Genomic DNA, 20,509 nt, shown 5'->3' with positions numbered 1-20,509 from the left:
CGAACTTCAAGGACCCACATGACCACCTCCGCCCAGTCCGTTCTGGAACTTCTCCCCGCCGTCGACATTGTCGACGGCCAGGCAGTCCGCCTCCTGCAAGGAGAAGCCGGATCGGAAACCAGCTACGGAACACCCCTGGAAGCAGCCCTGAACTGGCAGAATGCCGGTGCTGAGTGGGTTCATATGGTGGACCTCGATGCCGCATTCGGCCGGGGCAACAACGCCGGCCTCATCAGTGAGGTCGTGTCGCAGCTGAACGTCAAGGTGGAGCTGTCCGGGGGGTTGCGCGATGACGAATCACTGGAACGTGCGCTGGAGTTGGGTGTCGAACGCGTGAACCTCGGCACCGCAGCGCTGGAAAACCCTGAATGGACCCGCCGGGCCATCGACCGCTTTGGCGACAAGATCGCCGTCGGGCTTGATGTCCGGGGGACGACGCTCGCAGGGCGTGGCTGGACCAAGGAGGGCGGCGACCTTTGGGAAGTCCTGGCGCGTCTGGAGGATGCCGGCTGCGCCCGGTACGTCGTCACTGACGTCACCAAGGACGGAACCCTGCAGGGGCCCAACGTGGACTTGCTGCGGCAGATGGTGGAGAAGACAGGAAAACCTGTGGTGGCTTCGGGCGGAATCTCCAGCCTTGAGGATCTGAGGGTTTTGCGCGAGCTGGTGCCGTTGGGCGTGGAGGGTGCGATCGTGGGCAAGGCTCTCTATGCCGGCGCCTTTACGCTGCCCGAAGCCCTGGACGTTGCCGGTCGCCGCTGATGACCCACGACGCCGGACGCCCGCACGGGCACCACGGGAACCACGGGCACAAGGACGGCGCCAGCCGGAGCCTTCCAGGGCACATCGCTGCCGCCCTGGCCGGTGCCGGGGGAGCAACTGACTCAGCCGGGCAACCCTGGGCGGGCAGGAGCCTCAGTGGTGACGACGCGAAGATCCACAACTTCGAGGACGACGACGGAACCGCCGACGCCGGTTACCTCGCCGCCGTTGGGGCGCTGGTCGATGGGACCGGGAGCGAGGCTGACGTCGTTGCCTCCCTCGCTACGGCAAGGGTGTTCGTTCCGGTAGTTGCTCAGTTGGCCGAAGAAGCCGAGGGCGTTGACGGGCTCCACGCAGACAAGCAGGCTGATATGGCGTTGGTTACACTCAAGGCGCCTGATGGTCGCAAGGCCATGCCCGTCTTCACCTCGTCCGCAGCGCTGGAGGCATGGCACGGCGAAGCGCGCCCAGTGGCTGTTTATGCGGCCCGCGCAGCGCTTTCTGCCGTCTCCGAAGGTGCCCAGTTGTTGGTTCTGGATCCCGGCTCGGACTTCACCTTCGTGGTTCGGCGCCCGGCTATGTGGGCCCTGGCCCAACAGCGCGACTGGACGCCGTCATACCTGGATGATCAACTGGAGGCTGGTCTCGCTGCTACGGTGTCAGCCTTCCGGACAGTCCGCCGGCTTGAGACGCAACCCGGTGCGGGTGTTGCGTCTTTGACGGCAGACGGCCGTGTGGTGTCCGGCGGCGGATCCGGCCCGGAGTTGAGGGTGGTGCTCTACCTCGAAGACGGCCTTGATGCCGTTGCTGTGCAATCGCTGGTTGCCCAACTCAACGAGGCTTGGGCGCGGATGGATTCCTTCGCCGAGGGCGTTGACTCCATTGAAGTGAAATTACAGCGCGCGGTGCAGGAGCCTGGGCCGCGCTGACGGCAGTCCGGTTCCCCGGGCTGCCCCGGGGGAACAAGAGGATTTAGCCAGTGAACTTCGCTCTCTATCAAGAGATGCTGTCCATCCGTCCTGTCCGTCGCCTGCTGGTGGTGGGCATGATCGCCAGGATTCCGCATTCCGCAGCCGGTGTGCTCCTCACCCTGCACATCGTGTTGACGCTGGGCCAAGGCTATGCCGCCGCCGGCGCGGCTGCGGCTGTGATGACGATTGGCATCGCCCTGGGTGCGCCATGGCGTGGTCGCCGCGTGGATACTGTGGGTCTGCGGAAGGCCCTGATCCCGTCGGTCGTTTCAGAAACCGTCATTTGGTCCGTCGTTCCGCATGTGTCCTATGAGTGGTTGCTCCCGCTGGTCTTTGTCGGCGGGCTCTTCACCTTGCCGATCTTCAGCGTTGTGCGACAGTCGCTGGGCGTCATGGTCGAGGGGGAGCAGCGCCGTTCGGCGTTCGCCCTCGATTCCATCGCGACGGAACTCGTCTTCATGATTGGCCCGGCCGTTGGGGCCATTGTCGCTACCAGTGGTTTTTCAGCCATTGGCCTGACGGCGGTGGGCATTTCGGTTTCCGTGGCAGGGCTGTTCCTCATGTGGTTCAACCCACCCACACGCAGCGAAACGCCTTGCACGCCGCAGGAGTCGGCAGACCGGGCCGCAGCGGACCTTGTTGCCGCCGAGGCAGCCATGGTGGCGTCCGCACCGGCCCACGTCCAGGAAGCGGCGTCGGAGATGGCGTCCTCAACGTCGCGCAGCGCAGCCCTCCGCAGCCGCGTTGCCCGGAATTTCACGTGGTTCACTGCCTCGGTGGCGGCACTCTTCGCGGTGGCGGCCGGATCCGGAATGGTGCTCAGTGGCTCGGACGTGAGCATCGTCGGGCTCTTGGAGCGTGGCGGACACGAGAACGAAATTGGCATCGTGTTCTTCTTCTGGTGCGCTTCATCCGTCGTGGGCGGGTTGATCTACGGATCCATGAAGCGTTCAATTTCGCCCATGCTGTTGCTCCTGGGCATGGCTGCCCTGACTATCCCGATGGGTTTTGCCCAGGACACATGGACCCTGGCTTTCCTGTCGCTTCTGCCGGGCCTGCTATGCGCACCAGTTTTGTCCGCTTCATCGGAGAAGGTTGCGGACCTCGTGGACGAGGAACGCCGCGGGGAAGCCATGGGCTGGTACGGCTCGGCCCTGACGGCCGGTGTGGCGCTGGGCGCCCCCTTGGCGGGCGTCTTTATCGACGCCGTGGGTCCTTCGGCTGGTTTTGCGGCCATTGGTTCAGCGGGTGTCGTGCTCTGTATCGCAGGCCTGATCCTGACGTCGTTGCGCAGGCGGGCCGCCCGCGTCTGACGTGGCGTGGCTGTGGAAAGCACGACGGCGGGCCGACCCCATGTGGTCGACCCGCCGTCGGTGGTTCGTGTGGCAGTTGCCGGCTAGTTCACCGGACCGGTGAACTTTTCGCCGGGGCCCTTGCCCGGGGCGTCGGGGATCAGTGATGCCTCGCGGAAGGCGAGCTGCAAGGAGCGGAGGCCATCGCGCAAGGGACCGGCGTGCTGTGAGCCGATTTCGGGGGCGGCAGCGGAGACCAGGCCGGCCAGGGCTGTGATCAGTTTGCGGGCTTCGTCGAGGTCCTTGAGGTCCTCTGCGTGGGGGTCATCCGCGAGCCCCACTTTTACGGCAGCGGCGCTCATCAGGTGAACGGCTCCGGTGGTGATGACTTCCACGGCCGGAACTTCAGCGATGTCGCGGATCTGCTGGGAAACCCCTTCACCGGCGCCGGAAGCGGCGCCTTCGCTGTAGGAGTTGCGGGAATTGCTGTCTTCAGTGCTCATACTGGTAAGCTTGTCACAGACCGACTGGAAGTCGTTATTCACGGCTAACGTCAGCAGTAACGCTCCCGCCACGTGCAATGTGCGCTGGGCGGGTTGTTTCTGTAGAATTGTCTTTCAGTTTGCAAGCGGAGTTCTCTCCCACCCGCGTCAGCCGTTTCCCTTCAGGGACATGATCCCTTTCGGGACAAGAGGTTGCCGGGTATCTGGTCGGACACATGGATGGCGAAGCCACCCACTGTGCGTACTTCCCGCAAGGGGAGTGCAGCCGACCTCCGAGGCCTTCGATTGCACCAGCAATTGGGGGCCTTCTCTATTTGCCGGTGAACTCACCACAACCACAGGAGCTTTAACATTAGCGAGCCAAGAATCAATGAGCGTATCCGCGTCCCCGAGGTGCGGTTGGTCGGCCCTGCCGGCGAACAGGTAGGAATTGTCCGCATCGAGGACGCCCTGCGTCTTGCTGCCGAATCCGATCTAGATCTCGTTGAAGTTGCCCCGCAGGCTAAGCCTCCTGTTTGCAAGTTGATGGACTTCGGTAAGTACAAGTACGAAGCTGCAGTCAAGGCCCGCGAAGCCCGCAAGAACCAGACCAACACCGTTCTGAAGGAAATTCGCTTCCGCCTCAAGATCGACAAGCACGACTACGAAACCAAGCGCGGCCACGCACTTCGCTTCCTCGGTGCCGGTGACAAGGTCAAGGCCATGATCCAGTTCCGCGGCCGCGAGCAGCAGCGTCCGGAGATGGGCATCCGCCTTCTCCAGAAGTTTGCTGAAGACGTCGCCGAGGTCGGCATCGTAGAGTCCAGCCCGCGCATCGATGGCCGCAACATGGTCATGGTAATCGGCCCGCTGAAGAACAAGGCCGAAGCGAAGGCTGAAGCCCGCCGTGCGGCCCAGCGTGCCGAAGCCAAGGCCCAGAATGAAGCCAAGGCAACGGGACGGGTGGACACCACTGGTGACCAGGCGCCCCTGACGCAGTCGTTGGGTGACCTTCTTCCGGCCGGCCTGCTGGCTGGCGAAGAAGAGACCACGCAGGACACCGTGGAGGCTCCCGAGGTAGAAGCACCCGTAGCTGGCGAGGCTCCGGTTGTTGAAGAAGCCCCGGCCGCTGAAGAGACGGTGGCAGTTCAGGAGGCTCCTGTTGCAGAGGAAGCTCCGGCACCCGTTGTCGAAGAAGCACCCGTAGTCGAGGAAACTCCGGCTCCCAAGGCTGCACCTGCTCCGAAGGCCGCTCCGGCGCCCAAGGCTGCACCGGCCGAAAAGGCTCCGGCTGCCCAAGCTGCTCCGGTTGAAACTCCGAAGCCTGCGGTTCCGGCCGCTCCGAAGCCCGCAGTTCCTGCGGCTCCGAAGCCCGTAGCCAAGCCGGCAGCTCCCAAGCCGGCAGCTCGGCCCGCGGCCCCCAAGGCCGCGCCCAAGCCTGCATCACGCAAGACCAACTAGTTCAACGCCGCGGAGGCCTGGCCTCCACCGGCAAGCAACCAGCATGCCGGCCCTCGTAGGCCGGCTGCGCGAAAGAATCGCGGACTCGTCCGTGGATACGTAAGGAGATCGGTTCCCATGCCGAAGATGAAGACCCACAGCGGTGCTAAGAAGCGCTTCAAGCTGACCGGTACCGGCAAGCTGAAGCGCCAGCAGGCCAACCGCCGTCACTACCTGGAGCACAAGTCCTCCAGGCTGACCCGTCGCCTCGCCGGCGACAAGCTCGTCTTCAAGGGCGATGCCAAGGTCATCAAGAAGATGCTCGGCGTCTAAGTTCCAAGTTCCTTGGTTGCTGCCATCCGGCAGCAGCCAACTACACCAAAAGCCTTCTCAGGCCGGCCGGGTTTCCGGCAGTAGCAGCTTGGGATAAAGATTTCTGAAGGAGTACGCACGTGGCACGTGTGAAGCGGGCGGTAAACGCCCACAAGAAGCGCCGGGTTGTCCTCGAACGCGCCAAGGGTTACCGCGGTCAGCGTTCGCGCCTGTACCGCAAGGCAAAAGAGCAGCTGCTGCACTCGTTTGTGTACAGCTACGGCGACCGCCGCAAGAAGAAGGGCGACTTCCGTCGCCTCTGGATCCAGCGCATCAACGCTGCATCCCGCGCCAACGGCCTCACCTACAACCGTCTCATCCAGGGCCTGAAGGCCGCTGAGGTTGAGGTTGACCGCCGTATGCTGGCCGAGCTGGCCGTCTCCGACGCCAACGCTTTCGCCGCTCTGGTGAACGTTGCCAAGGCTTCGCTTCCGGCTGACACGTCCGCTCCGGCCGCCAAGGCAGAGGCTGCTCCCAAGGCTGCTGCTCCCAAGGCTGCGAAGGTTGCCCCGGCTGCCGCTACGGCGACGGCTGTCAAGGCTGTTGTTTCCGAGAAGCCGGCCATCGACGGCGCAGTTGCTGCTGATGGCGACGAGGCTCCGGAAGGCTACGCCATCAAGGGCAACGCCGAGTCCAAGAAGTACCACGTTCCGGGTTCCACCTGGTACAACACCACCGCTGCTGAATACTGGTTCTCCACCGTTGAGGCTGCAAAGGCTGCCGGTTTCGAGCCGGCCGGCGGCGAAGCCCGCCAGCAGATCAAGAACTAGTAGCAACTGCCACTAAAGTTCTTTATATGAACGAAACCGGGCGCCCGCAAGACTTTCCGATGACCAACCCCCGAGCTGATCGGGTGAGGGACGTCGCTAAGCTTGCCGGGCGCCCGGCCCGTTTAAAGCGCGGACGCTTCCTGGCGGAGGGCCCGCAGGCGGTGCGTGAGGCGTTAAGCCTGCACCGTGAGCGCACAGCGGCGGGAGGCCCCGCCGTCGTGCATGAAGTTTTTGCCAGCGAGGCGTGTCTGGACCGCCTTCCGGAACTTGCCGACCTCGCGCAGGGAACACCGCTCAGGCTGGCGAGTGACGAAGTCCTCGCCGCCATGGCGGACACGGTCAACCCGCAGGGGATTGTGGCCGTGTGCAGTTTTGTGGATGTCACCTTGGAATCGGTGCTCGACGCCGGTCCCCGCCTGATTGCCGTTATGTGCCAGGTGCGGGACCCCGGCAACGCCGGGACGGTCCTTCGTGCAGCTGATGCTGCCGGTGCTGATGCCGTGGTGCTGACGGGCTCGAGCGTAGACATCTACAATCCCAAGGCTGTCCGGTCCACCGCGGGTTCGCTCTTCCACCTGCCGGTGGTTCTCGGAGCCGACGTCCAGGAATTGGTGGAGCGCTGCAGGGAGCTCGGTATCGGCGTCCTGGCCGCCGACGGTTATGGCACCGTCAACCTGGACAAGCTGCAGGACGAGAATGCAGCCCGAAGGCTCGGGAACGCATCCGTAGCCTCGGACTACGCCCTGGAGGCCCCCACAGCATGGCTGTTCGGCAACGAGGCCCAAGGGTTGTCTGACCAGGAACTGGCCTTGGCCGACCACCGGGTGGCTGTCCCGGTCTACGGGTCGGCCGAGAGCCTGAACCTCGGCACCGCGGCCACGGTGTGTCTCTACGCCAGTGCGCGTTCCCAGCAGGGCGCCAGAGTGGGGAATGTGTAAACAGTGCGTCGCCGGGTACGGTATTGCTTGCAAGATCAGACGATGACGACTCTTCTTGGCCAATTCCAATCTTTCCCATACCCGAAGAGGTGAAGCTTTCGTGGCTGCAGGTGGCGGTACCAAAGCAATCGTGGCGGCTCTCGCTGCCAACCTGACCATCGCTGTCTTGAAGTTCATTGCATTCTTCCTGACTGCGTCATCGTCCATGCTGGCCGAAGCCATCCACTCAGTGGCTGACTCCGGAAACCAGATCCTTCTGCTCGTCGGCGGCAAACGTGCCAAGCGGGCGGCCAGCCCGGAGCACCCGTTCGGATATGGCCGCGAGCGGTATATCTATGCGTTCATCGTCTCCATCGTGCTTTTCAGTGTCGGTGGCCTGTTCGCCTTGTACGAGGCCTGGGAGAAGTTCCAGCACCCGCACGGCATTGAGGGAGACTTCTGGTGGGTCCCGCTGGCGGTCCTGGTGGGTGCCATTATTGCGGAGTCGTTCTCCTTCCGAACTGCGATCATGGAATCGAACCACATCCGCGGCAAGCAGTCATGGGTCTCCTTCGTCCGGAATGCCAAGCAGCCTGAACTTCCCGTGATCCTCCTGGAAGACTTCGGTGCGCTCCTGGGCTTGCTGTTCGCACTCTTCGGCGTCAGCATGACCCTGGTGACCGGCGACGGCGTCTGGGATGCCTTCGGCACGGCGATGATCGGCCTCCTTCTCGTGGCCATCGCGGTGGTCCTGGCACTGGAGACCAAGTCGCTGCTGCTGGGGGAGTCAGCTACCAAGGAGGATGTCCAGCGCATTACCGAGGCACTGGAAGCTGACGGGACGCGCATCATCCACCTCAAGACCCTGCACCTGGGGCCGGAAGAATTGCTGGTGGCGGCGAAGATTTCCATGGACGCGTCCGAAACGGGCCAGGAGATCGCCAAGGGAATTGACGACGCCGAGCAGCGGATCCGCGCGGCCGTTCCGATTGCCCGGGTCATCTACCTTGAACCGGACATCGAGCGGGTCCAGACGCCGCAGGTCTAGGCTGACCCGCCACTGGGTTAACGCAGATGGGCTCCGCGATTGCGGAGCCCATCTGCTTTGTGTCCGGCAGTGCAGGCTTTGCTGCTGCCGTGGCGGGATCAGGTGGCAAGAGGCCTCTTGCGTTCCAGCAGGCCGCTCACAAGCGCCACTCCGAGGCCCAGGAGCGCCAGGACCGCACCGACAAGGGCAGGAGCCACGTAGCCCCACCCCCAGGCGATCACGGTTCCGCCCAGGAAGGCGCCGAGTGCGTTGGCGATGTTGAGTGCCGAGTGGTTCAGCGAGGACGCCAGTGACGCGGCTCCCGGGGCGGCGTCCAGGAGGCGGGTTTGCAGTGCGGGAGTCAGCATTGAACCAACGCCGCCTACGACGAAGGCCATGATGAACGCCGCCCAGGCCCAATGCGCCGCGACGGCATAGACCACCAAGGCCACGGCTATTCCCGGCATGACCCAGTAGATGGTGCCCATGACGGACTTGTCGGCGATGCGGCCGCCAATGATGTTGCCCACCACCATGCCGAGCCCGTAAAGGGCCACCACGGCGGGAATGAGGCTCTCGGGGATTCCCGCTACGGAGGTCATGGTGTGGGCGATGTAAGTGTAAACGGCGAAGAAGCCGCCGAATCCGATGATGCCGATCAGCAAGGCCAGCCACACCTGAAGGCGCTTGAGGGCACCAAGTTCACGCCGGATGCTGGCATCGGGATGGGCTGCTTCGAAGGGCACGAACTTCCACACCATGGCAACTGTCACCAGCCCGATTGCGCCAACAATGACGAAAAGCAGCCGCCAACCAAAGGTCTGTCCGACCCACGTGGCCAGTGGCACACCAATCACGTTGGAAACCGTCAGGCCCGCCATCACCATGGAGATCGCCCAGCCCCGTTTGGTCGGAGCCACCAGGCCGGCCGCGATGACAGCGGCCACGCCGAAGAATGCACCGTGCGGCAGGCCTGAGGCGAAGCGGGAGAGCAGCATCAAGCCATAGTCCGGAGCGATGAAGGATGTCAGGTTTGCCAGCGAGAGGAACAGCATGAGGCCCAAGGCAAGGTGCTTCTTGGGGAGCTTGGCTCCGAATGCGGCGAAGATTGGTGCGCCTATCACCACGCCCAAGGCGTAGGCCGAGATCAGGTTTCCTGCCTCTGGGGTGCTGATGCCCAGCCCTTCTTCGACTTCCTTCAGCAAACCCATCATGGCGAACTCGGTGGTGCCTATGGCAAACCCGCCCATGGCCAGCGCCAGGATGGCCATGCCAAGGTGGCGCTTTGCTGCGGTCGCGGTGGCGGGTGGGGACACGGTGGTAGTCATAAGCCTGCTTCTTGAGGGTGCCTTGTGGGCTGGGGAAATGCGGAGAAAATCCGATAACAAGTTTAGTCCCCGCGCTTTGTCCTTGGCGTCGGTTTGTGACGAGACCCATCGTGTGGCCGCCCATAGACTGGTGGAGTGACTGCACTGATAAACGTCGTGGGCGCCGCCGTCGTCGACTCCTTGGAAGCCCCCACGCGCCTACTGGCTGCACGCCGCTCAGCACCGCCCCAATTTGCCGGTATGTGGGAATTCCCCGGCGGCAAGGTCGAAGCCGGGGAGACTCCTGAGTCTGCCTTGCACCGCGAGCTCTCCGAAGAACTGGGCATCGAGGTTCGGCTGGGACCGGAGCTGGAGTCCGGCCGGCCCGACGGTTGGGTCCTCAATGAACGTGCCGCCATGCGTGTTTGGTTCGCGGAAGTGACCGCCGGTGAGCTGGCGCCGTTGGAAGATCACGACAAGCTGCTGTGGGTGTCGCTGGATGACTGTGACGAAGCTCTCAACCTTCAGTGGATTCCGGCAGACCTGCCGATTGTCCGGGCTTTGCTCGATCGCGTGGCCTCTCCCGCGTAAGAACGGCACAGTTCAATGAATTAAATGGCGGCATCGTAGGGCTCGAGGCCCCATAGTTCGAATTTGGGAGCGCTATACCGCCCTTGCGAAAATCTCCTACGGCGCACGGCGTGAAAGCCGTGCTCCTCCGGGCGGCCATGCCCGGTATGGAAACCAGGGCAAGGAGCCTCATGATTTCGGTTGACCGGATCAGCAAGCGCTACGGCTCAGGGGAGAATTCGGTCGTCGCTTTGGACGACGTCTCGTTGTCGGTTTCACCGGGCGAAATCTACGGGGTGGTCGGCCAGAGCGGCGCGGGCAAGAGCACCTTGATCAGGACCATCAACTCCCTTGAAAGGCCGGACTCCGGCACGGTCACTGTCGACGGACAGAACATCAGCCAGTTGCAAGGCGCCAGGCTACGCGCGGCACGCCATAACATCGGCATGATCTTCCAGCACTTCAACCTGCTGAGCAGCCGCACGGTCCAGGCCAACGTCGAGTTGTCCCTGGAGATCACCGGCGTCGAACGCAGTACGCGACGCGCAAGAGTTGCCGAGATCCTGGAACTCGTTGGCCTTCAAGGCAAGGCCGATGCCTACCCGGCCCAACTCTCCGGCGGCCAAAAGCAACGCGTCGGCATTGCGCGTGCTTTGGCCTCGAATCCCTCGGTGCTGCTCAGCGATGAGGCCACATCGGCCCTGGACCCTGAGACCACCCGGCAAATCCTGGATCTGATCCGGAACCTCAGCAAGGAACTCGGCCTGACTGTCCTGCTGATCACCCACGAGATGGACGTCGTCAAGCGCGTCTGCGACTCTGCCGCCGTCATGAGCCAGGGGCGGATCCTTGAACAGGGGACGGTGGAGTCTTTGCTCACCACGGAGAAGTCGCTCCTGGGCCAGGCGTTGTTCCCGTTGGGAGAGATTCCCGATACCGGCAACAGAGTCATCGAGATTACGTTCAACGGCGTTACGGCCGACCGGCCCGTGATTGCCCGCTTGGCCCGCACTCATGGGATCGACGTCGGAATTCTGGGGGCCGCTGTGGAAACCATCCATGGACATCAGACAGGCAGGACCCGGCTGGAACTGCCAGGTACTGCCGACGTGACGGGTCGAGCCATTGCCGACCTTCGTAGCCAAGGACTCTTCGTGGAGGTCATCAAGTGATCGATCGTAACGATCCATCCTTCTGGTCGGACTTGTTCGAAACCATCATGAAGGGGGCAGGGGAGACCTTCTACACCGTTGGGTTCAGCTTGCTGTTCACTGTGATCTTCGGTTTGGCGGCCGGTGTACTCCTCGTAGCCACGGAGGCCGACGGTCTCTTGGCCAAGCCCTTCGGCAGCCGCGCCTTGGGCCTGGTGACCAACCGCGTCCTGGACCTGGTGGTGAACATTGGCAGGTCCATCCCGTTCATCATCCTCATGATTCTGCTCATTCCCTTTACCCGGATGCTGGTGGGCTCGTTTATTGGTCCCACGGCAGCCATTGTGCCGTTGACCATTGCCGGTATCCCCTTCTTCGCCCGGCTGGTGGAGATTGGTATCAGGGAAGTCCCTGTGGGGCTCGTTGAAGCCGCTGAATCACTGGGCGCCAACCGCTGGACCATCCTCACCAAAGTCCTTGTAGCCGAAGCCGTTCCGGCCATCACTTTGGGCCTCTCCACCACCATCGTCGGGCTCATCGGATACTCGGCAATGGTGGGCGCCGTCGGCGGAGGGGGCTTGGGCGATGTGGCGTTCCGATATGGCTACCAGCGATACAGCCCGGAATATATGTTTGCCGTCGTCATCCTCCTGATCCTCCTTGTCCAGATCTTCCAGTCGCTGGGCAACATCGCGTCCCGGCGTCTTTCCCACCGCTAGACACCCCACTGCACCCTCCACAGGACCATCTGCGGACCTTCCCAACCCGAAAGAGTCACCATGAACCGAGCCACATTCCTCAAAGCTGCCGCCGTTGGCGTCGCTGCAGCTCTTGCCCTGACCGCATGCGGTGGCGCATCCTCGAATTCCTCCGCCAGCGAAACCATCAAGGTTGGTGCCCTTGCGGTGCCCGCCGGAGACATGCTGAAGCACGTTTCGAAGGACTTGGCCCCCAAAGAGGGGCTGGCGGTTGAGTACAAGGAATTCAGCGACTACAACACGCCGAATGCCGCCCTGAGCGACGGTGACATCGACGCCAACCTTTTCCAGAACACCACCTTCATGGAGACGTACAACAAGGCCTCTGGCAAGAACCTGGTCAGCGTGGGCAAGGTGTACCTGCCCCCGATGGCGCTGTACTCCAACAATGTTTCCAAGCTCGAAGACCTGAAGGACGGCGCATCGATCGCCATTCCGAACGACCCCACCAACGAAGGGCGTGCCCTGCTCCTCCTGGCGTCCAAGGGCCTGATCGAGGTCACGGAGAAGCCGATCACGCTCAAGGACATCACGGCCAACCCGAAGAACATCCAGTTCACGGAGATCGAAAATGCCAGCTTGCCGCAGGCGCTCAACGACAAGGACGCTGCCATCGTGACTCTCGCGTTTGCGCTCCCCGCAGGCCTGAGCTCGGACAAGCAGATCCTTGTTGAGGGTAACGACAGTCCCTTCTACAACGTGTTGGCTGTCCGTGAAGAGCAGAAGGACGATCCCCGCGTACAGAAGTTGTTCAAGATCCTGACCTCGCAGGAGATGAAGGATTACATCAACACCGAGTTCAAGGGGCTCGTGGTTCCGGCTTCCTAGACGGCCGCGTTTGCTTGGCAGGAAAATCAAAGGAGGGACTGCCCGACGGCGGTCCCTCCTTTTTTGTGCCGGTCCTTTTTTGCCGGTCACCTTGCGCGGCGCACGTGTTTCGCTCAGAAGAGCGGCTGCTGTCCCGGGAGGGCAGTGGAGGCTCCCGGAGCGGGTACCGCCGTGGGAGCAGAGGCAGGGCGCGCGTTCCGATGGCTGAATCCCGATGTCCCGGTGAAGCCGTATTTGGACTTGAAGTAGCTGATCCTGCCGGTCAGCCAGGTGCGGTACTCCTTGGATGCATAACTGCCTTGGCCATAAAGGCGCCGGTACTTGCCAACCAGTTCAGGGTGCTGGGCGGCCAGCCATGTCATGTACCACTCGCGCGTCCCAGGCTTGAGATACAGGGCGCCGGCTGTGACTCCCGTAGCGCCCGCTGTGGTCAGTTCACTGAACAAGGAGTCGAGGGCTTCATCCGAATCCGTGAGCCACGGCAGGATGGGCATCGCCATGACACCGCAGCCCAAGCCCGCGTCACGGAGCCGGGCTATGAGCTTCAAGCGCGCCCTGGGGGAGGGTGTGCCAGGCTCGATGAGTTCTGCAAGGTCCTCATTGGTCATGGCCAGCGAGATACCCAGGTCCACGGGAACCTGCGTGGCTGCGTGCTTCAGCAGGGGGATGTCCCGTGCCAACAGGGTGCCCTTGGTCAGGATGGAGAACGGGGTGCCGGAATCCGCGAGGGCGCGGATGATTCCGGGCATCAGGACGTAGCGGCCTTCTGCGCGCTGGTAGGGGTCGGTGTTGGTACCAAGGGCAACCTGGGGCCGCTCCCATGATGGCTTGGCCAGTTCCTTGCGGAGAACCTCGGCGGCGTTGATCTTGACCACCACTTGCGAATCGAAGTCCCGCCCGGCGTCGAATTCCAGGTATGTGTGGCTCTTGCGGGCGAAGCAGTAAACGCAAGCGTGGCTGCAGCCGCGATACGGATTGACCGTCCACTCAAAGGGCATGTTGGAACCGGAAGGCACCTTGTTGAGCACTGACTTTGCGGTGACCTCATGGAAGGTGACTCCGGAGAATTCGGGTGTCGAGATGGAACGCACAAGCCCGGAAAGCGGCAACAAGGCATCCAGGGCCGGGGCAGGGCCCGGAGCGCCGGTGCCGCTGTTATCTGACGCCGGTCCACGCGTGGGTGAAAGTGCTTGTGCGTCCCATCTCATGAACTCCATTCGAAGGTATGTTCGAACGAATGTCAAGGCCGGGTAGGTGCGTACGGGACAGCCGGCGTGCGGGCGTTGCTAAGGTTGGCCCATGATTCTGCTGACTGGCTTCGAACCCTTTGGCACGGATGACCTGAATCCTTCATGGCTGGCCGTGATGCGGGCACGGGAAATCCTCCAGGCTGAGGGATTGACGGTGGAAACCGTGGAGTTGCCCTGCGTATTTGGCGAGTCGGCGGCAGCCCTCGACGAAGCAATGGACCGCATCAGCCCGGACATCGTTGTCTCCGTAGGCTTGGCGGGAGGCCGGGAGCGCGTGTCGCTGGAACGTGTGGCCATTAACTGCGACGACGCCCGGATCCCGGACAACAAGGGGCAGCGACCCATTGATGAAGAGGTCGTTCGTGGCGGCCCGGCTGCCTACTTCTCCAGCCTGCCGATCAAGGCAGCACTCAGGAACCTCCAGATCGCTGGAATCAGGGGGGAGGTGTCGCAGTCCGCCGGAACCTACGTGTGCAACCACGTTTTCTACGCCCTGATGCATCGGCTCGCGTCCAAGCCCCGCGTCCGCGGCGGATTCGTGCATGTCCCGTACCTTCCAGAGCAGGTTTCACCGGATGGCATCACTCCATCGATGCCCCTGGAAGCGATGGCAGAAGCTGTTTCAGTGGTCGTACGTACTGCTCTGCGTACGCCGACCGATGCAAAACTCCCAGCGGGTGCCATCCACTAGAGGAGTTCCCATTCGACCGTGACGCTGGCCGAGACAGATGACTCACCTGCTTCGATGGTCAGCGCCTCAGCGGAGAACGACGCCTTGACCATGCCGCCCAACGGAATGGGGGCGCCGGATACCGGCTGTTGGGAAATGGCCCTGACCTGCCCAAGGCGGGCGGAGGCCAAGGATGCGTACTGTTCGGCGCGTGCCAGGGCGTCCTGCCACGCTGCTTCCTGCGCCTGCGCGGTGACCGATGTTGAATCCGCGAAGCCCTGCTCGATCCCATTGATCCTGATGTCGTCTCCACCGGCCGCGACGGCCGCTGCAATAGCCGCTGGCGCATCCGCGTGGGAACGGATCCCTACCTGCAGATTCGTGGAGGCCACGTAGGCGGCGACCTTCTGGCCCTGACCTTCAACCCACACCAGATCGGCGCGCAGGTTCAGGCCGCTCGTTCGCAGGTCCACGGCTGGTACGCCTGCCTCCCGCAAACTGGCGGCGACCGCGGCAGCCGCGCTGCCGGCGTCGTCATATGCTGTCGCGGCGGTGTCCCGGCGTGTCTCCACGCCAAGCGTTATGGTGACCAGGTCCGGAACGGCCTTGGCGGTCGCGGTCCCTGTGACGGTAATGGTTCGCTTCATGCTTATGCCTCGATTCGATGGCCGACAGGTCCGTCCGGCCGGTTGTGGTGGTCGATGTAGCCGCCCGCCGCGAGGCCGGCCTGGCGCTCGAAGAAGTTGCTCGAGCCCGGATTCCCGCTGCGCAGCATGGACCACCCGGCGGCGACGCCGTAGAGGGCGAGGAACGGAAGTCCCAGGCAATACGCGTATTGGGTGCTGTGCCGCTCCTCATGCCCCAGAAGCACGGGGTTCGTTCCCGCAACGCCATGGGGCGCCCGGTACAGGATCACGTTCCCCAGCGTGAACGCTCCGGCGTGGGGGAGCTTCCAGCCATACCCGGCTGCTATCAGGAGGCCGCGTGGCCCGCGGGTCAAGGTGCTTCGGGACGCAGCGGCTACCGCGAGTCCCAGCGGTGTAGAGAGGTTTACGACGTTGGCGATCTGCCGCAGGCGTTGCGCGGGAGTCATGAAGCCATGCTAGACCCGTCGCGTATGGCACGGCATGAGCGGCAGGGATACGCTGTTCGAGCACTCATCGGTGCAGGAGAATGAATGGGGGAAGAAACGCGATGAACATTAGACGCGCCATGGGCGTGGTGGGTGTCCTGCTTGCCGTCATGGTGGCTTTGACCGGTTGCGTCAAGCTGAACATGTCAGTCAAGGTCAACAACGAGAAAAGCGTGGACTACGAGGTTGTTTACGCGATCCAGAAGTCTGTACTGGGCGATAAGTCCTTCGAAGAATTCATGGAGTCGAACGGCAGTGGCAGTGGCAGCCAGGAGATGGACATCCCGGAAGGTGCCACCGTGGTGGACTATGAGGACGAAAAGTACAAGGGCAAGCGGATCACAGCCGCCAACCTTGACCCTGCCAAGCTCGCCGAGTCGTCCAGCTCCGAGAACCCTTTCGAACTGAAGAAGGAGGGCGACTTCTATGTCCTCTCCATGGGCGGCGTGACCGGGATGGACAGCAGCGATCCCCAGGCCTCCAGCATGGCAAAGTCAATGTTTGACGAAGCCACGGTCAAGTTCACGTTCCCCGGCAAGGTCGTCGAAGCCACGGGCGCCACCGTGGACGGCAACACTGCCACCTTCGACATGCTGTCCATCAAAGAGACAGCGGTCCAGGCCAAGGCCGAAGCCAACGCCGGAGTTCCCATGTGGATCATCTGGATCCTCGTAGCAGTGCTGGTCATAGCTGCGGCACTTGTCCTGCTGTTCGTGCTGCTGCGCAAGAGGTCGGCCCAGCCAGCGCCGGCGCTCGCAGGTGCCGTACCTTACGGGCTGCCGGGTGCGGCGCCGCACCCGGAGGGCCACCAGCCCCCGGCCCAGCAGGCTGCGTACCCCCGGCCGCATGCACAGCAGACCGCGCAGAACTGGGCAGGCCAAGGCTACACGCCAGGGACGCCGCCGCAGCAGGCACCCCAGACGCCGCAGCAGCCTGGGCAGAGGCACGACGACGGCCAGTCGCCACCGCCGCCCGCCGCACCGCCGTCGTCGGGCGCCTGATCAAAAGGCGACGACCGCCGTCGTCATTTCACATAGCGGGACGCCGTCAGGTGGGTTAAATTCCGCCTGTGAGGTTCAACTAGACTGAAGGGTAGTGCCTGCCGTCCGCGGCGAGCACTGCCCTTTCGTTTTGCAGGCCTGCCTTGCCGGCCGCTCCCTACTCGTAGCTAAGAACAGTAGATGACTGAAACTTTGCCAGGCGCTGCCGTCCCGAATCCGCTGGACGAAGCCGCCATCACCGCCGCCGTCGAGGACGCCATCGCCGCAATAGCAGCCGCTTCCTCCCTCGAAGAACTCAAGGCTGTCCGCCTCGCCCACACCGGCGAGAAGTCGCCCCTGAGCCTGGCCAACCGTGAAATCGGTGGGCTCGCCAAGGAGCACAAAGCTGCGGCCGGCAAGCTGATGGGGTCCTCCCGTGGCCGCGTCAACCAGGCGCTCGCAGCCCGGACGGAGGTCCTGGAGGCCGAGAACGACGCCCGCATCCTGGTCGAAGAGACCGTTGATGTGACGGCCGCTCCGCGACGTCGTCGTGCAGGTGCACGCCACCCGCTGTCCACGTTGCAGGACCGCGTCTCGGACATCTTCGTTGGCATGGGCTGGGAGATTGCCGAAGGTCCCGAGGTGGAGTCGGAGTGGTTCAACTTCGACGCTTTGAACTTCAAGCCGGACCACCCGGCCCGCGAAATGCAGGACACGTTCTTCGTGGAGCCCCCGGAAGCCCACCTGCTGATGCGTACCCACACATCCCCGGTGCAAGTCCGTTCCATGCTGGAACGTGAAGTCCCCATCTACGTGCTGTGCCCCGGCAAGGTGTTCCGCACGGATGAGTTGGACGCCACGCACACGCCGGTCTTCCACCAGTTCGAGGGACTGGCGATCGACAAGGACCTCAGCATGGCTGACCTGCGCGGCACGTTGGAGCACTTCGCCCGCCAGATGTTCGGCGACGAAGCCTCCATCCGTCTGCGCCCCAACTACTTCCCGTTCACGGAGCCTTCCGCGGAACTGGACATCTGGCACCCGGGTGCCAAGGGCGGTCCGCGCTGGATCGAGTGGGGTGGTTGTGGCATGGTCAACCCCAACGTCCTCCGTGCAGCGGGCATCGATCCGGACATCTATTCAGGTTTTGCCTTCGGCATGGGCATTGAGCGCACGCTCATGTTCCGCAACGAGGTCGGCGATATGCGCGACATGATCGAAGGCGACGTACGTTTCAGCGAGCACTTCGGGATGGAGATCTAACAGTGCGTATCCCACTTTCCTGGCTGCGTGAATTCGCGCAGGTTCCGGCCGATGCAACGGCCGAAGACGTCATGGCAGACCTGGTCAAGGTCGGCTTTGAAGAAGAAGAAGTCCACCGTCCTACGGACGAGCTCTCGGGGCCCATCGTCGTGGGCCAGGTCCTGAGCCTGGTCAAGGAGCCGCAGTCCAACGGCAAGACGATCAACTGGTGCCAGGTCCGCGTCGTTCCCGAGGGACAGGAACAGACGCTCAAAGGTGAGGGCATTGACCCTTCCGGAGTGCAGGGAATCATTTGCGGTGCCCACAACTTTGTTGAGGGCGACAAGGTCGTAGTTACCCTTCCCGGAGCTGTCCTGCCAGGAAACTTCAAGATCTCAGCCCGCAAGACCTACGGTCACCTGTCCGCGGGCATGATCGCTTCCGTCCGCGAGCTGGGCATCGGCGATGACCACGACGGCATCCTGGTCCTCTCCCGCATTGGCCTTGACCCGGAAATCGGCACGGACGCCATGGAACTCCTTGGCCTCTACGACCAGGCTGCCGAAATCAACGTGACCCCTGACCGCGGCTACGCGTTCTCGATCCGGGGCGTCGCTCGCGAGTACGCGCACGCTACGGGAACCTCGTTCGTGGATCCCGCGTCCAAGGTCAGCGCGCCGGCTACCTTGCAGGGTGGCTACGGCGTCAAGCTCAACGACGACGCCCCCATTTACGGCAAGCCAGGCTGCGACCGCTTCGTGGCCCGCACGGTGCGTGGCGTTGACCCATCACGTCCCACACCGCCGTGGATGTCCGCGCGCCTTCGTCTGGCCGGCGTTCGTTCCATCTCGCTGCCGGTTGATATCTCCAACTACGTCATGCTGGAGCTGGGACAGCCCAACCACTGCTACGACCTCGACAAGCTCGCGGGCGACATCGTGGTGCGTCGTGCAGTGGCGGGGGAGAAGATCACCACCCTCGATGACAAGGAGCGCACGCTCGACGTCGAGGACCTGCTGATCACCGATGACTCGGGTGCCATCGGCATCGCCGGCGTGATGGGAGGAGCCCACACTGAGGTGTCGGACTCCACTACCAACATCCTGGTGGAAGCCGCGCACTTCGACGAAGTGTCGATTGCCCGCTCCCGTCGCCGCCACAAGCTGCCCTCCGAAGCCTCCAAGCGCTTCGAGCGCGGCGTTGACTGGCATGTTGCGAATATTGCTGCCCAGCGCGTGGTTGACCTGTTGGTTGAGCTTGCCGGTGGTACGGCAGATGAGGCGGGGACCGACGTCGGAACCGCCCCAGATGCGGTCACCATTGAACTGCCGGCAGAGTTCGCCTCCGCCCGTATCGGCATCGACTTCACTGAAGAGCAGATCATCACGTCCCTTGTGGACCTTGGCGCTGTGGTTGAAAAAACTGCCGCCGGTTACAGGGTCACGGCCCCCAGCTGGCGCAATGACCTCGAAACCAAGGAAGACCTGTCCGAGGAAATCGCGCGCCTTGTCGGCTACGACAACATCCCCTCGACTCTTCCGGTGGCGCCTCCAGGCCGTGGCCTGAGCCGCAGCCAGCAGCAGAAGCGCCGGGTCGTCCAGGCCTTGGCTGATGCAGGGCTCACCGAGGTGCTGTCCTACCCGTTCGTTTCCAAGGCAGCCAACGACACTTTTGGCGTTGCTGCTGAAGGCGCTGCGCGTCCGGCCCTCAAGCTCGCCAACCCGATCAGTGAGGAACACGGCTACCTGCGGACGTCCATCCTCCCGGGCCTGATCGAGGTTGCCCGCCGCAACCACTCACGCGGCTTCCGTGACCTGGCTGTGTACGAGGCGGGTTCGGTCTTCCTTCCGGGCGAAAAGCTGGGCACGGATTCCATTCCGCCCTTGGGCGTCAAGCCCTCCGATGAGGTTCTGGATGCGCTGTACGACGGCGTTCCGCCCCAGCCGCTGCACGTCGCGGCTGTCTTGACTGGCCACGATTCTCCGGCTGCCGCTACCCACACTCCGCGTGTTTGGGACTGGGCAGACGCTGTTGACGTGGCACGCCTCATTGCAGATGTTTTGGGTGTCGAGCTGGTCGTCAGCCAGGGCAGCCACCAGGCATTCCACCCCGGCCGTGCAGCCCAACTCGCGCTGCGCAATGGCGATGTCGTGGGCTACGCAGGAGAGTTGCACCCCAAGCTCCTGGCGGCTCAGGACATGCCCGCACGCTCCGTGGCTCTGGAGGTCAACGTGGAAGCGTTGTTCGAAGCTGCTGCTGACGTGATTGTGGCCAAGCACATCTCCGGATTCCCCGTTGCGACGCAGGATGTTGCCTTGGTGGTTCCGCAGGATGTGCCGGCCGACCGGGTTCTGGCTGCCCTTCGAGAAGGTGCCGGCGAACTCCTCGAAGACGTCGCGTTGTTCGATGTCTACGCGGGTCCCGGCATCGACGAAGGCAAGAAATCGCTGGCCTTCGGCTTGCGTTTCCGTGCCGATGACCGCACGCTGACGGCTGATGAGGCTTCTGAAGCCCGCGCGGCAGCCGTCGCTGTCGCCGCCGAGCGTTTCGGAGCAGTCCAGCGCTAGCTCCCTGTTGCCGAGTGAATC

Annotated in this window: 21 protein-coding genes; 16 read left to right on the top strand and 5 right to left on the bottom strand. The window is 63.2% G+C overall.

Annotation, left to right across the window (positions count from 1 at the left end; genetic code table 11):
• The first annotated feature begins 18 nt into the window (after positions 1-18).
• Genes priA through QF015_RS17560 form a run of 3 tightly spaced genes read left to right on the top strand, consistent with a single transcriptional unit; the run spans position 19 to position 3,046 of the window.
• Positions 19-762 carry a bifunctional 1-(5-phosphoribosyl)-5-((5-phosphoribosylamino)methylideneamino)imidazole-4-carboxamide isomerase/phosphoribosylanthranilate isomerase PriA gene (priA, locus tag QF015_RS17570; RefSeq protein ID WP_429390307.1) on the top strand — a complete coding sequence of 248 codons (744 nt, stop codon included), beginning with the start codon at positions 19-21 and terminating at the stop codon, positions 760-762.
• Positions 762-1,691 (top strand): SseB family protein, encoded by a 930-nt coding sequence (locus tag QF015_RS17565; RefSeq protein WP_310201170.1) that lies wholly within the window; start codon positions 762-764, stop codon positions 1,689-1,691. The genes priA and QF015_RS17565 overlap by 1 nt, the downstream gene beginning before the upstream one ends.
• A 50-nt stretch (positions 1,692-1,741) precedes the next feature.
• Entirely contained in the window at positions 1,742-3,046 is a 1,305-nt protein-coding gene (locus tag QF015_RS17560; protein ID WP_429390306.1) for an MFS transporter, read from the top strand.
• 83 nt (positions 3,047-3,129) lie between these two features.
• Here QF015_RS17560 and QF015_RS17555 read toward each other — a convergent pair whose 3' ends face one another.
• On the bottom strand, positions 3,130-3,528 hold the full coding sequence (locus QF015_RS17555; protein ID WP_310201167.1) for a DUF1844 domain-containing protein: 399 nt from the start codon (positions 3,526-3,528) through the stop codon (positions 3,130-3,132).
• Positions 3,529-3,921: 393 nt separating this feature from the next.
• Here QF015_RS17555 and infC point away from each other — a divergent pair, with 393 nt between their 5' ends.
• The 5 genes from infC (at position 3,922) to QF015_RS17530 (ending at position 8,054) form a co-directional block, all read left to right on the top strand.
• Positions 3,922-4,968 (top strand): translation initiation factor IF-3, encoded by a 1,047-nt coding sequence (gene infC, locus QF015_RS17550; RefSeq protein ID WP_397336304.1) that lies wholly within the window; start codon positions 3,922-3,924, stop codon positions 4,966-4,968.
• A gap of 117 nt (positions 4,969-5,085) precedes the next feature.
• Entirely contained in the window at positions 5,086-5,280 is a 195-nt protein-coding gene (rpmI, locus tag QF015_RS17545) for a 50S ribosomal protein L35 (protein WP_011774324.1), read from the top strand.
• A 119-nt stretch (positions 5,281-5,399) separates the two neighbouring features.
• A complete protein-coding gene (gene rplT, locus QF015_RS17540; RefSeq protein ID WP_310201165.1) occupies positions 5,400-6,089 on the top strand; it encodes a 50S ribosomal protein L20 in 690 nt (229 codons plus the stop codon).
• Between the two features lie 26 nt (positions 6,090-6,115).
• Entirely contained in the window at positions 6,116-7,027 is a 912-nt protein-coding gene (locus QF015_RS17535; protein ID WP_310201163.1) for a TrmH family RNA methyltransferase, read from the top strand.
• A 100-nt stretch (positions 7,028-7,127) separates the two neighbouring features.
• Positions 7,128-8,054: a cation diffusion facilitator family transporter gene (locus QF015_RS17530; protein WP_310201161.1), complete on the top strand. Its 927-nt coding sequence runs from the start codon at positions 7,128-7,130 to the stop codon at positions 8,052-8,054.
• 98 nt (positions 8,055-8,152) lie between these two features.
• Here the strand turns inward: QF015_RS17530 and QF015_RS17525 are convergent, their stop codons facing one another.
• On the bottom strand, positions 8,153-9,361 hold the full coding sequence (locus QF015_RS17525; protein ID WP_310201159.1) for an MFS transporter: 1,209 nt from the start codon (positions 9,359-9,361) through the stop codon (positions 8,153-8,155).
• Positions 9,362-9,496: 135 nt separating this feature from the next.
• On the opposite strand from QF015_RS17525, the gene QF015_RS17520 reads away from it, so the two are divergent.
• The 4 genes from QF015_RS17520 to QF015_RS17505 all read left to right on the top strand — a co-directional run bounded on the left by QF015_RS17520 (position 9,497) and on the right by QF015_RS17505 (position 12,647).
• Entirely contained in the window at positions 9,497-9,931 is a 435-nt protein-coding gene (locus tag QF015_RS17520) for a (deoxy)nucleoside triphosphate pyrophosphohydrolase (RefSeq protein WP_429390305.1), read from the top strand.
• Positions 9,932-10,101: 170 nt separating this feature from the next.
• Entirely contained in the window at positions 10,102-11,082 is a 981-nt protein-coding gene (locus tag QF015_RS17515; protein WP_429390304.1) for a methionine ABC transporter ATP-binding protein, read from the top strand.
• Positions 11,079-11,780 (top strand): methionine ABC transporter permease, encoded by a 702-nt coding sequence (locus QF015_RS17510; protein ID WP_429390303.1) that lies wholly within the window; start codon positions 11,079-11,081, stop codon positions 11,778-11,780. The genes QF015_RS17515 and QF015_RS17510 overlap by 4 nt, the downstream gene beginning before the upstream one ends.
• Before the next feature lie 60 nt (positions 11,781-11,840).
• A complete protein-coding gene (locus QF015_RS17505) occupies positions 11,841-12,647 on the top strand; it encodes a MetQ/NlpA family ABC transporter substrate-binding protein (RefSeq protein WP_429390302.1) in 807 nt (268 codons plus the stop codon).
• A gap of 113 nt (positions 12,648-12,760) precedes the next feature.
• Here QF015_RS17505 and QF015_RS17500 read toward each other — a convergent pair whose 3' ends face one another.
• Positions 12,761-13,855 carry an Rv2578c family radical SAM protein gene (locus QF015_RS17500; RefSeq protein WP_310201149.1) on the bottom strand — a complete coding sequence of 365 codons (1,095 nt, stop codon included), beginning with the start codon at positions 13,853-13,855 and terminating at the stop codon, positions 12,761-12,763.
• Positions 13,856-13,946: 91 nt separating this feature from the next.
• Between QF015_RS17500 and pcp the strand changes: the two genes are divergently transcribed.
• Positions 13,947-14,588 (top strand): pyroglutamyl-peptidase I, encoded by a 642-nt coding sequence (pcp, locus tag QF015_RS17495; RefSeq protein WP_429390301.1) that lies wholly within the window; start codon positions 13,947-13,949, stop codon positions 14,586-14,588.
• Here pcp and QF015_RS17490 read toward each other — a convergent pair.
• Together QF015_RS17490 and QF015_RS17485 are read right to left on the bottom strand one after the other, a co-directional pair.
• Positions 14,585-15,214, bottom strand: a complete 630-nt coding sequence (locus QF015_RS17490) for an SIMPL domain-containing protein (RefSeq protein ID WP_429390300.1) — start codon at positions 15,212-15,214, stop codon at positions 14,585-14,587. The two genes, pcp and QF015_RS17490, sit on opposite strands and share 4 nt — an antisense overlap.
• A 2-nt stretch (positions 15,215-15,216) precedes the next feature.
• Positions 15,217-15,660 (bottom strand): hypothetical protein, encoded by a 444-nt coding sequence (locus tag QF015_RS17485; RefSeq protein WP_310201143.1) that lies wholly within the window; start codon positions 15,658-15,660, stop codon positions 15,217-15,219.
• A gap of 101 nt (positions 15,661-15,761) precedes the next feature.
• Here QF015_RS17485 and QF015_RS17480 point away from each other — a divergent pair, with 101 nt between their 5' ends.
• From QF015_RS17480 to pheT, 3 genes are all read left to right on the top strand, one after another.
• Entirely contained in the window at positions 15,762-16,700 is a 939-nt protein-coding gene (locus QF015_RS17480) for an LppM family (lipo)protein (protein ID WP_429390299.1), read from the top strand.
• A gap of 180 nt (positions 16,701-16,880) precedes the next feature.
• On the top strand, positions 16,881-17,942 hold the full coding sequence (gene pheS / locus QF015_RS17475; protein WP_310201139.1) for a phenylalanine--tRNA ligase subunit alpha: 1,062 nt from the start codon (positions 16,881-16,883) through the stop codon (positions 17,940-17,942).
• A 2-nt stretch (positions 17,943-17,944) separates the two neighbouring features.
• Positions 17,945-20,488, top strand: coding sequence for a phenylalanine--tRNA ligase subunit beta (gene pheT, locus QF015_RS17470; RefSeq protein ID WP_310201137.1), 2,544 nt, complete (start codon positions 17,945-17,947; stop codon positions 20,486-20,488).
• Positions 20,489-20,509: the final 21 nt, after the last annotated feature.

It is taken from the genome of Paenarthrobacter sp. TE4293 (assembly GCF_050435325.1).
GTDB classification, from domain to species: domain Bacteria; phylum Actinomycetota; class Actinomycetes; order Actinomycetales; family Micrococcaceae; genus Arthrobacter; species Arthrobacter nitroguajacolicus_C.
Note: the sequence above shows the minus strand (reverse complement) of the source record. Positions and strands in the feature narration are given on the sequence as shown.